At 45.3% G+C, this 13,343-nt stretch carries 11 protein-coding genes and 1 riboswitch; of the genes, 7 read left to right on the forward strand and 4 right to left on the reverse strand.

Annotation, left to right across the window (positions count from 1 at the left end):
- Nucleotides 1-120: 120 nt before the first annotated feature.
- A complete protein-coding gene (ovoA, locus tag GWI56_RS06855; RefSeq protein ID WP_198572489.1) occupies nucleotides 121-2,235 on the reverse strand; it encodes a 5-histidylcysteine sulfoxide synthase in 2,115 nt (704 codons plus the stop codon).
- A gap of 348 nt (nucleotides 2,236-2,583) precedes the next feature.
- Here ovoA and GWI56_RS06860 point away from each other — a divergent pair, with 348 nt between their 5' ends.
- Nucleotides 2,584-2,979 carry a hypothetical protein gene (locus GWI56_RS06860; RefSeq protein WP_198572490.1) on the forward strand — a complete coding sequence of 132 codons (396 nt, stop codon included), beginning with the start codon at nucleotides 2,584-2,586 and terminating at the stop codon, nucleotides 2,977-2,979.
- Between the two features lie 39 nt (nucleotides 2,980-3,018).
- Here GWI56_RS06860 and GWI56_RS06865 read toward each other — a convergent pair whose 3' ends face one another.
- On the reverse strand, nucleotides 3,019-3,201 hold the full coding sequence (locus tag GWI56_RS06865) for a hypothetical protein (RefSeq protein WP_105251075.1): 183 nt from the start codon (nucleotides 3,199-3,201) through the stop codon (nucleotides 3,019-3,021).
- A 361-nt stretch (nucleotides 3,202-3,562) separates the two neighbouring features.
- Here GWI56_RS06865 and GWI56_RS06870 point away from each other — a divergent pair, with 361 nt between their 5' ends.
- The 4 genes from GWI56_RS06870 to GWI56_RS06885 all read left to right on the forward strand — a co-directional run bounded on the left by GWI56_RS06870 (nucleotide 3,563) and on the right by GWI56_RS06885 (nucleotide 7,413).
- Nucleotides 3,563-4,414: a PfkB family carbohydrate kinase gene (locus GWI56_RS06870; protein ID WP_198572491.1), complete on the forward strand. Its 852-nt coding sequence runs from the start codon at nucleotides 3,563-3,565 to the stop codon at nucleotides 4,412-4,414.
- Nucleotides 4,415-4,728: 314 nt separating this feature from the next.
- A complete protein-coding gene (locus tag GWI56_RS06875; RefSeq protein WP_198572492.1) occupies nucleotides 4,729-6,189 on the forward strand; it encodes a diguanylate cyclase in 1,461 nt (486 codons plus the stop codon).
- A 135-nt stretch (nucleotides 6,190-6,324) separates the two neighbouring features.
- Nucleotides 6,325-7,020, forward strand: a complete 696-nt coding sequence (locus GWI56_RS06880; RefSeq protein ID WP_198572493.1) for an MOSC domain-containing protein — start codon at nucleotides 6,325-6,327, stop codon at nucleotides 7,018-7,020.
- A gap of 36 nt (nucleotides 7,021-7,056) precedes the next feature.
- Nucleotides 7,057-7,413, forward strand: a complete 357-nt coding sequence (locus GWI56_RS06885) for a DUF4870 domain-containing protein (protein ID WP_105251079.1) — start codon at nucleotides 7,057-7,059, stop codon at nucleotides 7,411-7,413.
- 76 nt (nucleotides 7,414-7,489) lie between these two features.
- Here GWI56_RS06885 and GWI56_RS06890 read toward each other — a convergent pair whose 3' ends face one another.
- Together GWI56_RS06890 and GWI56_RS06895 are read right to left on the reverse strand one after the other, a co-directional pair.
- The gene (locus GWI56_RS06890; protein WP_168826417.1) at nucleotides 7,490-9,406 is read right to left on the reverse strand and encodes a methyl-accepting chemotaxis protein; all 1,917 of its coding nucleotides are present in this window, start codon (nucleotides 9,404-9,406) and stop codon (nucleotides 7,490-7,492) included.
- 349 nt (nucleotides 9,407-9,755) lie between these two features.
- Nucleotides 9,756-11,405 carry an electron transfer flavoprotein-ubiquinone oxidoreductase gene (locus GWI56_RS06895; RefSeq protein ID WP_105251081.1) on the reverse strand — a complete coding sequence of 550 codons (1,650 nt, stop codon included), beginning with the start codon at nucleotides 11,403-11,405 and terminating at the stop codon, nucleotides 9,756-9,758.
- 247 nt (nucleotides 11,406-11,652) lie between these two features.
- Nucleotides 11,653-11,786, forward strand: a riboswitch (molybdenum cofactor riboswitch).
- On the opposite strand from GWI56_RS06895, the gene moaA reads away from it, so the two are divergent.
- On the forward strand, nucleotides 11,774-12,754 hold the full coding sequence (moaA, locus tag GWI56_RS06900; RefSeq protein ID WP_105251082.1) for a GTP 3',8-cyclase MoaA: 981 nt from the start codon (nucleotides 11,774-11,776) through the stop codon (nucleotides 12,752-12,754). (Overlaps the previous riboswitch by 13 nt.)
- Nucleotides 12,755-12,850: 96 nt before the next feature.
- Nucleotides 12,851-13,327, forward strand: a complete 477-nt coding sequence (gene moaC, locus GWI56_RS06905) for a cyclic pyranopterin monophosphate synthase MoaC (RefSeq protein ID WP_006079755.1) — start codon at nucleotides 12,851-12,853, stop codon at nucleotides 13,325-13,327.
- Nucleotides 13,328-13,343 lie beyond the last annotated feature (16 nt).

A 13,343-nucleotide genomic window follows, 5' to 3' on the forward strand; every position in this document is an offset into this window, starting at 1 on the left:
GTGTTCTCACCTTAGTTGGTGCTGTAAATGTGACTGAGCTGGATGTTACACATCCGCCAGAAATGGATTTCTGGCGGATATTTTTATCAGGACTTCAGTTGGTTATCCCATAAGTGAGCATTAACGTTTACGCCAAATTGTCATTTCTGAGATGGAATGTTGGAATTTACGTTTAGTCTCGCGGATCACGAAGGGGATTTCCTTCACTGCGACCAGCTCAAATTGGCCGATCAAGGTTTCGGTCAAACCATCTAAGGTGGTGAAGTTCTCTCCTTTGACTTTAACGCCACCTAACCATTTATCCTTGGGCGTATAATCTTCAAGCCAAGTGTATGGCGAGGCAATCACAAGGTATCCACCTTGATTAATTCGCTGGGCAATACTGGTTAAAAAGTGTTTAGGCTCGTTCAACCTGTCGATAAGATTTGAGGCATAAACCAAATCATAACCTGTGTAGATGGGCTTTAAATTACAGGCATCACCTTGCATAAAGTTGACCTTTTTCGCCTCAAGCTCATATCCCAGTTTTGCGAGACTCGCACTCTTAAATTCCTGTAAGTCGCCTTCGGTGCGTATGGTGTAACGTTTTTCACCTTGTTCTGTCAGCGCATAGGCCTGTTGAATAAAGCGCGCCGAGAAGTCGATACCATCAACATGATCAAACACTTTTGCCAGCTCGAAACTCGCGCGACCAACGGAGCAGCCGATATCAAGGGCTTTAGCTGTATGAGTCAATTGAATTTCACTCAGCGCTTGCTGCACACCATTGACGCAGAAGTTAGCAACCCCGAAATATTCGGCGCCATAGTGGAATTCAAGGTATTGGGAAATCAGTTCATCCGTTTCGTACACATTGACCTCGGCCATTTGAGCTGGATTTTGGGTGGATTCCACATAGCGAAAGCCCGCGTGTTGATAAAAATGTCGACGAAACGCATAGCGTGATGAAGCAATTGCCTCATTACCCGTAGAGATCCACGAGCCGCCTTTGATGAGATTATGTTTGCCATCGAAGGTTGGGGTGGAGAAATCATCGTAAAGTGGGTGTACGGCGAAACCGTCAAAACCGTCGATTGCGGTTTCTGTCCATTGCCAAACATTACCGACAATATCGAAAAAGCCATTATGTTCGAAGCGATTCACTGGGCAAGAAGAGGCGTAATAAGCCAAAGCAATATTGCCCGGTACTTCATGCCAATCGGGCGCATCGGCGGGCACATTCTCACGTAAGATGTACCACTCAGCTTCAGTTAATAGACGTATATTGCTTTGCTTTTGTTCGGCTTTCCAATTACAGAAGGCCTTAGCTTCGAGCTGATTCACTTCAACAGGCCAGTTTAATGGCAGCGGAATTTCTTCCACTAAGTTACGTTGCCACCATTTATCTTGTCTTAAGCGCCAAAAACGCGGCATTTGTGCTTGGGTATAGGCAAGCCAAGCTTGGCCTTCTTCATTCCAAAATTGGGGTGAGCGATAGCCGCCAGCCTCGACGAATGCGAGATATTCTTGATTCGAGACTAAGAATTTAGCAGCCTTAAAGTCGTTAACGTTAAATATTTTATGGCCGTACTCATTGTCCCAACCGTAGGTTTGGTCTTGTTCTGTTTTGCCTAAGGTCACCTTTTGCCCTTTTACAGCCAATAAACTGTTAGTCTCGGCAGGGGCGGTGTCTTGGCACGCAGGCCAGAGGTGGTTGGGCGCGACATATTCCAGCGGCAGTTGGCGGATGATCACCGATGAGGTTTCTAAATGAATACGCTCATGTTCAATGCCCATCAAAATTATCCAAGCTGGGCTATTTTGAGTGATAGGTAACGCTAGAGGCATTTCATCGATAACACGATTGACGACAGCACTAACTTGTTGGCGATAGCTTCGCACCTCTGCCACATCCGGCCACGGATAATGTTGTTCGTTCAAATCATCCCAAGACATCTCATCGACACCAATGGCGAACATGGATTCGAAGTTGTCGTTTACCCGTTCATCGAGAAATTTACCGAGTTTGAGTTTGTTGATATAGAAAGTGGCCGTATGGCCAAAGTAAAAGATTAACGGATGGCGCAGCCGCTCGGCTTTGAGGTAATAGGCGCTATCTTCTTGGATCAAATCATACAGAGATTCGTATAAAGCCCATGTCTGATTAAAGTATTGCTTAAGCTCTTGACGCTTTCCGGCCTCAGTTTCACCAATGAGCTTAAGGGTTTGAGGGGGTTGCGTTATGGGCTTATCCATAGACAAGTAAACTCCGTATTTATCGGCCTGCGGTGCAAGCATGGGAAGATTAATCTATCGTGTGTGACTCTATACGCGATTACTGAGCTCAGGATCACTTTGTCAGCTTAATGTGTCGGTTTGAGGCAAAGTGTTTTACAAACTAACAGAAAGACCAATTGGGTCCAACATCAGTGCTGGAGCTTAAAGCATCTCAGGTATGACCCTCTGGTTTGGGATTATCTTACAAAGAAAGTGATGCTATCCCTTACAGGGATTAAAATTATTTTATCCCTGAAGAGTATTTTCTCTGTCGGGGTTAAGGCAGAATGATCCCGTCCGTAAAATTATTATGCAGGATATAACGGGATGACAATTAACGCATTATGGATACCCGCCTGGTATGAGCTTGATCCGTCGATCGTAGTGGGTGTGACTGAGGAGTTTGTTTTTCACAAGACTGCCGCAAACGAGGCGTTAAAGTTTTACAGCGGTGCAAAGGAAAACGATGCCGTTAAGGCAACCGGAACTATTTCGGCCATTAAGCACAATGTCTTGGGGGACATTGAAAGTGTCGATGCGCAGGGGCTCGATTATACGCTTGTGTTGCAAGATGGACGGCGTTTGTTAGTCAACGCAGAGGAAAACCCTGGCTTGGTTTATGAGTGGGTTGATGACAGTTGGCAGCCTTCAGATATGGTCATTACAGATTGGACATTAACAGTACAATTTGCGTCTTTATCACCATTGACGCCAATAAAGTAATTGAAGGTTTATCGTGAGTAACTAGATGGCAAAGTGCAGTTAGCGCTCGGGATCCGAGGTTGACTGCACTTTTACTTGTTCAGCAAGTTGTTGGTATTCTTGTTTGATTTCTGCAATATAAACATCGTGAAAATTCAATTCATTAAATTCTTCTATACAGAGCTGATAACGGCGTAGCTGCTCAGATTTTTCTTCGGCGGTATCCCATATTTCCATTAGCATAGCGTTTGATTCCATTCATAAATTTAATATATGTATCCAGCATGCATTTTAACTATGTCTACTGATAATTAATCGAGTCGGCTTCAAAATGGTTACGCTTCATTTTGTCCTGAGACGTTATCTTTTCTATAAATCGATTTTAAACAAAGTGTTAGAGTTAACAGCTGTGTTATACCGTATGGGTGTATAACTTTTTTCCTCGTCTTCTTCGGGACAAATGCTTACATCAAGGCGCTGCCATATCCTTATAGTGTTTCTATCTTGATGATTGGATTGTGCCTGTGAGCATTTTGCTCTAGATTGATATTTCTTTGTTTTTATCTTCTGGCCTTGATGCTTTTTTGCCCTTTGGAGCCGTGTAATGGCTAATATTCTGTTAGTTGCCAATCTCAACTGTGATCGGATCTTACTGCTTGATAAACCTTTAAAAACGGGTGGACGTTTCCATTATCAAGATGGCGGCCAAAGGCTCGGCGGCGGTGGAGCAAATACCGGATTAGGTTTAGTCTGGGCAGGGCATAGTGTCGCGCTGGTGAGCCAAGTGGGCCGTGATGATATGGGGGATTGGCTCATTGCAGAAGCCAGTACTCAAGGGCTCGATTGTCGTTTAGTGCAGCGCCGCGCCGGTAATACATGCGAAATGCTGCTTGTAATGACGCCAGACGGCGAGCGCACTATTATTCGGCCACAAAGACCCATATTTGAATTATCTGTACCACCGAAATGGCAGCAATGGGACGCGTTGTATTTTAATACTTCCGCTGAAGGCTCTGTCAGCTGGGCAAAAACAGCTTTAGAACATTGTCTTGTGGTCGCGCAATTAGCCAAGGACGACAGACTGAGACCTTGTCATATTTTATTGGCCTCCATGAGTGATATTCAGGGGCGTTGTGATGGCGCATCTTGGGAATATGGCAAAAGCATTGGTGGCGATTGTCTGCGTTACTTTATTGTCACCGATGGTATCAATGGGGCTAAGGTTTACACGCACGATCAAGTGCAGCATGTTGCCGCTATCCCTGCCACAGTTGTTGATACCACAGGCGCGGGTGATGCCTATGCGGCAGGGTTGATCCACAGTCTCTGCATCGGCCAGTCGATTACTGAGGCCATGGCAGAAGGGGCGATTTGGGCGGCATTTGCGGTGGCAACTGATAGTTCTATTCCGGGTGAGGCACTAAAACAGTATTTAGAGGCGAAGCAAATCGCATGATAAATCTGCGGGCGAGCAGTTTGAGTCATCTTTCTGTCATACGTTCTTGCTAGAGTATGTCTTGTGGCGCATAGCTTGTCCCTTAACGTTTTCTTGTACTTTTCTCCCATTTATTGGTTAGTATGTTTTTGCCTCGTTTCCCCAACGAGGCATTTTTTTGCTCAAAATAAAGTTATTCCATCGTAGAACGCTAATACGACAGAAATCTTGTGCGGCCATGGCGCAATTGCGTTAACATTTATTCAACTAAAATAGTTATCGTTAAATTAAAATAATAAGCCACTCAAGGTGTTCTGTAGTCTTTGGAGTTGAGAATGGGCAATAACGCTTGGAATGATAAAAATAAATTTATTTGGCTTCTGTCTGTTTTGCTTTTGGTCGCCTTTTTAGTGACCAGCGGTATCAGTTACAAAGTGGCCCATGATTCACTGAGCCAACAAATAGAGAGCAATACCTTACCGCTCACAAGTGACAATATTTATTCAGAAATTCAACAGGATTTGTTACGACCCATCTTTATTTCATCCTTGATGGCGCAGGATACCTTTGTTCGGGATTGGACCTTAAGTCATGAGCAAGAGCCCGAAAAACTCATTCGTTACCTTAAGGAAATTCAAGAAAAATACGGTACTGTCACTAGCTTTTTTGTGTCTGAGAAAAGTCGAAATTATTACCATTCCACGGGCATTTTAAAACAAATCCAAGATGTAGAGCCTGACGATGCTTGGTATTTTCGAGTGCGTTCTTTACCTGAATCTGAACATTATGAGGTCAATATTGATGCCGATACGGCAGACCGCAGTAAGACAACCGTATTTGTTAACTATAAAGTTTTTGATTTTGAAGGAAAATTCATTGGTGTTACCGGTGTGGGGTTGGCGGTTGAAAAGGTTAAAGCCTTAATTGAGTTATATCAAAAGCGTTATAACCGCCGAGTGTTCTTTACCGACCGGCAAGGTAATGTCACTTTGCATGGCGATCAATATGACGGTACGGATTCGCTGCAAACGAACGTAGGGCTTGATAATTTGGCTACGCGTATTTTAACCAGCCCAAGTGCCGCCTTCAGCTATCAGAAAAATGGGAAAACGGTTTATCTCAATAGTCGCTTAGTTCCTGAGTTTAAGTGGTATTTAATTGTTGAGCAGGAGGATGCGCCACAAGAGCGGGAACTGTTAAATACGTTTTGGGGTAATTTGGCGTTAAGCCTAATGGTGACTCTAGGTATTTTATTAATCTCAAACATGACCTTAGGTCGTTATCAGCGCAAACTAGAAATTATGGCGTCTACTGATAAGCTCACTGGCGCCGCTAACCGTCAGGTGTTTGATGAGTACTTTAGGCAGGCGTTAGATAAAGCTAAGCAGACACAATCGCCGATTTCAATACTCTTGTTGGATATCGACCACTTTAAAAAAGTGAACGACAGTTATGGGCATGGGATTGGTGACTTAGTATTAAAAACCATGACTAATATGCTGCGTGGCTTACTACAACAACAGGATATTTTATGTCGCTGGGGCGGTGAAGAATTTTTAATTTTACTCCCTGAGATGGATTTATCCCGAGCGGCAGAACTGGCAGAACAGATCCGTGACCTCATTTCCCAGCGGGAAATTAAAGTGAATGGATTACACATTTCTATTACTGCCAGTATTGGTGTTGCTGAGCATCAAGTGCAAGAGCCCGCAGAGGACCTTATCAAACGTGCCGATCTGGCCTTGTATCAGGCAAAAGAAGCGGGCCGAAATCAAGTGGTGTTAAATCATTCATAGACTCTACTCGGTTCTTCTTGGCAGCAATGTTTAGCCTACCTTTGTGGGTTATGGCGCGGGTTGATTGTGTTATTGGCGTATCGCGGTTTACACTCTGACAGTAATGCGCGATAGGTCATTGATTTGGAGTTGCAGATGTCAAAGTTGTTGATTAATAAATTGTCTGGATTGTACTTAGGAACTCATCTTCAAGAAATGTCCGGTGTTGCTACGGGGATTGATGGTAAGCAAGCGGCTCAACAACTGTTAGTGCATATCGACCATGTTGAAGGGGACGCGCAGGCCGATCCAAAACACCATGGCGGCCTTGATCGCGTGCTACATCATTTCCCCCGCGAGCACTACGGCCAATATCGTCGTTGGGACTTAATCACCCAGCTCGAAGATGCGCCCAGCATGGGAGAGAACATTAGCACAGTTGGACTGAACGAAACTCAAGTCAATATTGGCGATATCTTGCAAATTGGCGCAGTAAAAGTGCAAGTGACTCAGCCGCGTTCACCTTGTTTTAAATTGAATCTGCAATTTGGTCACAGAGAATTCGCCCTCGCCATGCAGCAAAGCCAATTATGTGGTTGGTTTTATAGAATCTTAACCCCAGGGATTATTCAGTTAAACGATAGGATTGAATTAGTTGAGCGTCGTACTGATATCAGTGTTGCCGAGGCCATGTCACTCTATTTCTCGCCAACGTTTAATGCCAGTGCCTATGATCGTTTAGCTTCCTGCGAGGGATTAGCGCTGAGTTGGGTTAATAGCCTACAACGCCGCTTAGCATTACAGACAGTAGAAGATTGGCAAATGCGTTTATATGGGCCGAGTGGAAAATAAGGCTTTATATTCAAAATGATAAAACAGGGATGACCTATGATTGAACCCGTTACAAAAAGTGATAAAGATTTTGGCTTACTGGTATACGCCTCAAGTTTTATTGGATACTTAGTGCCGTTGGGCTCTATTCTTGGTCCTTTGATCATTTGGCTGATGAAGCGTGAAGAGTCCGCATTTGTTGATCAATGTGGCCGTAGTTGCTTGAACTTTAAATTGAGCCTGTTGATTTATGTGATCATCAGTGGCGTATTAGCTTTGGTCGGAATAGGTTTCATCTTTTTAGCCATACTCGGCATATTCGATTTGGTGTGCACTGTGCTGGCGATTATTAAGGCCAGCGAAGGTAAAGTGTATCGCTATCCATTAACGATTAAATTTATTGCTATGGATTAATTGCCTCTGCGAGTTAAAGAAAAACGCCTTAGATGGAAACATCTAAGGCGTTTTTTATGGCGTAAGTTTTAAGGTTTTACACCTTAAACTTGGCCACTAAGGTATCTAAGCGGTGTGACAGTTGATTCAAGGCTAAACTCGCCTGTGCCGCCGCTTGGGCAGTATTGGCAGTACGTTGAGTAATGTCATTGATTTCAGTGACGTTACGGTTTATGTCCTCCACCACTGTGGATTGTTCTTCCGTTGCCGCAGCAACTTGGATGTTCATGTCGCTGATAAGACCAATGCGATCGCTAATGCCAATTAACGATTTGCTGGCTTCATCGACGGCCACAACGCCTTCGTGGGAGCGGGTACGACTCTGGGCCATCGCATTAACCGCGCGGCTGGCTTCCGATTGCAGCTTGTCGATCATGCCTTGCACTTCATTGGTCGATGCTGCTGTGCGTGAGGCTAAGTTACGCACTTCATCGGCCACGACAGCAAATCCGCGTCCAGCTTCGCCGGCACGTGCTGCTTCAATGGCCGCGTTGAGGGCTAACAAGTTAGTCTGCTCAGAGATAGCGCGGATCACATCTAAAATACCACCGATAGATTTAGTGTGGGTCGCGAGGGACTCAATCACTTCACCCACTTGGCCAACGTCTTTTGACAATTGGTTAATGGTATCGCGGGCACGGGTTACCACAACTTGCCCGCTGCTGGCTTCAGTATCTGCATCTCTGGCGGCAACCGCAGCTTGGGCGGCATTACTGGCAATTTCGTTAACCGTCGCGCCCATTTCATTAATGGCCGTTACCACCATCATAGTGCGATCTTTCTGCTCATGGCTGTCTTCTAAGGTTTGCTGTGCCTGATTCGACACATCCTTAGCCGAGAAACCGAGCTGTTCGCTGGTTTGTGCCACTTCGATGACCGAATCTTGGATCTTGCTGATAAAGCTGTTAAATCCCTTGGCGAGTTGCGCAATTTCATCTTCACCATTAACAGGTAAGCGTTGGCGTAAGTCACCTTCACCTTCGCCTATGTCGTGGAACATGGCGGCAACTTGGGCAATAGGACGACTCACAGAACCTGCCACCACGATGGCGAGTACAATAAAGCCCGCTGCAATGATTAGCGTCCAGATTAAGATCTGATAAGCCGCTTCGGTTAATAGTGCGAATACTTCGGCCTCTGGCACCTGTGCGACTAAGTACCAATCCATAGATGCGATATAACTACTGGCAACCAGCATGTTTTCGCCATTGATTTTGGTATTGATCAGATTGAAATCACTGCGGTTTAATAATGAGCTTGAACTCGCATCCTTGTATAAGTTGCTTAGGCTGCTCTTACCAATTTGACTCGTATCGGGGTGGAGTTTTACCTCACCTTTAGCATCCACTAAGTAGACTAAACCGGTTTCTTCAATCTTAAACGAGCTCAGCAAACGCACCATGTCATCGAGTGATTTAGCAAGCCCAACTAAGCCACGACCATTGGGTTGTTGGTAGTTGATGAAGAGTTTGACTTCGCCGTTGGCCTCAGTAAATACGTTCAACATACGTTCTTGGCCACTGTCTCGGTAACCAAAAAACCAGCCATCCTGCGCAGGAGTGAGCACGCGCAGAAAACCATCCTGAGTGTAGTAGGCGGCAGTTTGTCTATCTGCGTAGGAAGCTTGCGCTAGCTTATACTGACGAGTGATGTCTTTGAGTTGGGCTACGACTTGGGGTTCTTGGGCCTGTGGTCTACCGTCTTCGAGCCATTGCAGTAACATGCGGCTACTGGCCAATTGCTCTGCAGCATTCATTAAAGTGGAAATGTCGAGATCGATCTTATTGCGAATTTGCATCATTAAGCTCGGTAATTCCGAACCTAACATCCTTTGTTGTACGACATTTTTCGCGCTACGTTGGCTTAATACGCCGACGAGTATGGTCGACAACAGTACTGCAAATGTCACTGTTAACAGAATTTTCTGCTTAATGGTGAGGTTATTAAATATCATAAATATCAATATGCCTGTGTTGGACTATTTTGAGTTATCGGTCAACGCACTCTTGTACGGTAAAAGATTATCGGACAGAAATGTTAAAAGTTAACCTTAGTCTAGGCCGGTTGCCGAATAAAACAGCGTATAGAACACTTATTTGGCCTAACCTGTTGGTCTTGCTGTAGATCTAATTATGTAGAGTATAGATGGAAATGAGATGGTGATTGAAAACGAACTCTTTTTTGTGTGGCAATTGTGGCCAATGTCGCGAGTAAGGGCAAGCAAAAAAAGTGAACTATTCGTGTAAAAGGTGAAAAAAAAGGCGCTCCATTGAGCGCCATTATTTACATTTATCATCCAAATGTTACATATTGGGGTAGTTTGGACCACCACCGCCTTCCGGTGTAACCCAAGTGATGTTTTGGCTCGGATCTTTAATGTCGCAGGTTTTGCAATGAATGCAGTTTTGCGCATTGATTACAAACTTGGGTTGACCCGCCTCTTCGACGATTTCATACACGCCTGCTGGGCAGTAACGCTGTGCTGGCTCATTAAACTGAGTCAAGTTAATGCCCAGTGGAATGCTGCTGTCCTTGAGACGTAAATGGCAGGGCTGATCTTCCTCATGATAAGTGCTCGATAGATACACTGAGGACAGTTTATCGAAGCTAAGCTTGCCATCGGGTTTTGGATAATCAATCTTGCTGTAAGCGCTCACAGGTGCCATTTGCGCATAGTCTGGGTGCTCATCACGCAGTGTGATAGGGAACTTTCCGCCAAACCAGTTTTGATCTATATAGTTGAATGCGCCGCCTAAATAGGTACCAAATTTGTGCATCGCTGGACCAAAGTTGCGGGATTTATGCAATTCTTCGTATAGCCAGCTTTCTTCAAGGTGGGTTTGGTAACAGTCGAGATCTTTACCGCCTTCAACCCCAGCCATCATGGCTTTACCTAAGGTTTCTGCTGCAACAATTCCGCTCTTCATCGCAGTGTGAGTGCCTTTGATTTTCGCAAAGTTCAACGTACCCGCGTTGCAGCCTATGATAAGACCGCCAGGAAAACTCATCTTAGGTAGCGAGTTTAAGCCGCCTTTAGTAATCGCGCGGGCGCCATAACTAAGGCGTTCGCCACCCGTTAAATACTTAGCAATCACAGGGTGGGTTTTATAGCGCTGGAATTCGTCAAATGGGCTCAGATGCGGATTTTTGTAGTTCAAATCAATAATAAGGCCGACCGCAATTTGATTATCTTCCATGTGATAAAGGAAGCCGCCACCCGATGCGCCCTCGGTTAATGGCCAGCCACCTGTGTGAACGACTTTGCCTTGTTCGTGTTGCTCGGCGGGGACTTTCCAAATTTCTTTGAAGCCTAAACCGTAATGCTGTGGTGTTTTACCATTATCTAAATGGTATTTTTCGATAAGTTGCTTGCCTAAGTGGCCGCGGCAACCTTCGGAGAAAACGGTATATTTAGCGTGCAACTCCATGCCTGGCATAAAGCTGTCTTTGGGTTCGCCATCGGCACCCACTCCCATATCACCAATCAAAATACCTTTAACGCTGTTATCGGCGTTAAATAGCAGTTCACTGGCGGCAAAGCCGGGGAATATTTCGACACCGAGTTCTTCTGCGCGATTGGCAAGCCAGCGGGACAGATTACCGACGCTGATAATAAAATTGCCGTCGTTGTGCATGGTTTTTGGCACAAAAGCATTAGGCATGACTCTGCCGTCGGTGGCTGAGCTGAGTAGGTAGATTTCGTCGTGGGTGACAGCGGTTTTTATTGGGGCATCTTTTTCGCGCCAGTCGCTGAATAGCTCGTCTAGCACTTTTGTCTCGAACACTGCGCCTGACAGAATATGCGCGCCCACTTCTGAGCCTTTTTCTACCACACAGACGGTAATTTCTTTACCTGAATCCTGTGATATTTGCATTAATCGACATGCCGTGGCCAAGCCAGCTGGACCAGCACCGACGATAACAACATCGAATTCCATTGATTCGCGTTCCATCAGTTCACCTCTTCCTTCACGTTTCCCCGATTTTTATCGAGTGTTGTAGTTTGTAAACGGGCGTTTTATTGCTTGCACCACCTTACCTGAAAATAAGATAAGGTCACAGTGGATTACGCTGCTGTTTAGTCTAATTCAATACAAATCTTTAGGTGAGGACTGTCACAGATTATTCACGCTAGCGTGATCTAGGTTAATAAATACCTGTTTAGGGGTATAGCTAGTGAGTACTTTCGGCCTATAATCACCGACGACGGTTCTCCGAGCTTGCCTGCCTAAGTCGAAAGATATGGAGGTGTAGCCGTGGTAATAATGCCACCGGGGTGGGATAAGAAATGCTCTCACCTCCCACACTTGGAAAGGTGATCATGTCTCAATTACAAGACAGCTTTGGTCGAAAATTTCACTATTTACGGATGTCAGTCACTGACGTTTGTAACTTCAAATGCAGTTACTGCCTCCCTGATGGTTATCATCCTGAAGGTAAACCAAAATTCTTATCTCTCAATGAGATAGAAAACTTAGTCTCCGCATTTAGCCAAGTCGGCACCCAAAAAATCCGCATTACAGGCGGTGAACCTACCCTGCGTAAAGACTTTACCGACATCATTCGTGTCGTCGCTGATAACCCGCGCATTCATACTATTGCGACGACCACTAATGGATATCGACTCGAAAAGCATGCCAAAGAATGGTTCGATGCTGGCTTACGTCGTATCAATGTGTCCGTGGATAGTTTAGATCCCAAAATGTTTTACCAGATCACCGGCGAAAATAAGTTTGATGAAGTGATGCGGGGGATTGATGCCGCCTTGTCAGCAGGTTTCGAGCGAGTAAAAATCAACGCCGTACTGCTTAAAGGCTTAAACGATAAAGATTTGCCACGTTTTTTACACTGGATTAAACACACGCCAATCGACCTGCGTTTTATCGAGCTGATGGAAACGGGTCTTGGTCGTGAGTATTTTGAAGCCCATCACCTAGCGGGCGCCGACATCAAAGCACAGTTACTGGCAGATGGCTGGCAATTAGATACGCCAAGTGCCTCCGATGGTCCAGCCCAAAATTTCAGCCGCAGCGATTATCAGGGCCGTATCGGCTTGATCATGCCCTATGCCAATAATTTTTGTGCTACCTGTAACCGTTTACGGGTATCTGCTAAGGGTAAATTGCACTTGTGCCTCTTTACGGAATCCGGTGTCGATTTACGTGATCTGCTACAGCATTCTAACCAGCAAGCGGAATTAATTGAGCGTCTGCACGGTCAATTAGCCCAGAAGAAAGAAACCCATTACTTGCATCAAGGCATCACAGGTGTCACTCAGCATCTTGCCTCTATTGGCGGCTAGACCTGATTTTAGGTCTGTTGCCATAGCCAATTTAGCGCGAGTATAAGCTCAATTTCCCTTGTACCCTGTTTTGACCTCAATTAAAGGATCGCTCCAATGAGCAATGTATTTACTCATATTAATGCCGATGGCAATGCCCATATGGTCGATGTAACTGAAAAAGCCGTTACCGAGCGCGAAGCCCGTGCAGAAGCTTTTATCGAGATGGCGAGCACGACACTCGAGATGATCATGAGTGGTAGCCACCACAAGGGTGATGTGTTTGCGACCGCGCGTATTGCGGGCATTCAAGCTGCGAAAAAAACCTCAGATCTTATCCCTCTCTGCCATCCGCTGATGCTAACGAAAGTTGAAGTCGATTTAGAGGCACAACCTGAACATAACCGCGTGCGTATTACTAGCCTGTGCAAGTTATCCGGCAAAACGGGCGTAGAGATGGAAGCGTTAACAGCAGCTTCAGTGGCGGCGTTAACTATCTATGACATGTGCAAGGCCGTGCAAAAAGATATGGTGATCTCCCAAGTCCGTCTGTTGGAAAAGCGTGGCGGCAAGTCGGGACATTTTAAGGTTTAGCAGATCAAAAACGAGA

The sequence above is a fragment of the Shewanella sp. DW31 genome (assembly GCF_015767295.1).
Classification (GTDB): Bacteria; Pseudomonadota; Gammaproteobacteria; order Enterobacterales; family Shewanellaceae; genus Shewanella; species Shewanella oncorhynchi.

Excerpts from the sequence above, each read along its gene's own strand:
- moaA (WP_105251082.1), top strand. The coding sequence starts at position 11,774 with ATGTCTCAATTACAAGACAGCTTTGGTCGAAAATTTCACTATTTACGG.
- moaC (WP_006079755.1), top strand. The coding sequence starts at position 12,851 with ATGAGCAATGTATTTACTCATATTAATGCCGATGGCAATGCCCATATG.
- GWI56_RS06875 (WP_198572492.1), top strand. The coding sequence starts at position 4,729 with ATGGGCAATAACGCTTGGAATGATAAAAATAAATTTATTTGGCTTCTG.
- GWI56_RS06895 (WP_105251081.1), bottom strand. The coding sequence starts at position 11,405 with ATGGAACGCGAATCAATGGAATTCGATGTTGTTATCGTCGGTGCTGGT.
- GWI56_RS06885 (WP_105251079.1), top strand. The coding sequence starts at position 7,057 with ATGATTGAACCCGTTACAAAAAGTGATAAAGATTTTGGCTTACTGGTA.
- GWI56_RS06865 (WP_105251075.1), bottom strand. The coding sequence starts at position 3,201 with ATGCTAATGGAAATATGGGATACCGCCGAAGAAAAATCTGAGCAGCTA.
- GWI56_RS06860 (WP_198572490.1), top strand. The coding sequence starts at position 2,584 with ATGACAATTAACGCATTATGGATACCCGCCTGGTATGAGCTTGATCCG.
- GWI56_RS06880 (WP_198572493.1), top strand. The coding sequence starts at position 6,325 with ATGTCAAAGTTGTTGATTAATAAATTGTCTGGATTGTACTTAGGAACT.
- GWI56_RS06870 (WP_198572491.1), top strand. The coding sequence starts at position 3,563 with ATGGCTAATATTCTGTTAGTTGCCAATCTCAACTGTGATCGGATCTTA.
- GWI56_RS06890 (WP_168826417.1), bottom strand. The coding sequence starts at position 9,406 with ATGATATTTAATAACCTCACCATTAAGCAGAAAATTCTGTTAACAGTG.
- ovoA (WP_198572489.1), bottom strand. The coding sequence starts at position 2,235 with ATGGATAAGCCCATAACGCAACCCCCTCAAACCCTTAAGCTCATTGGT.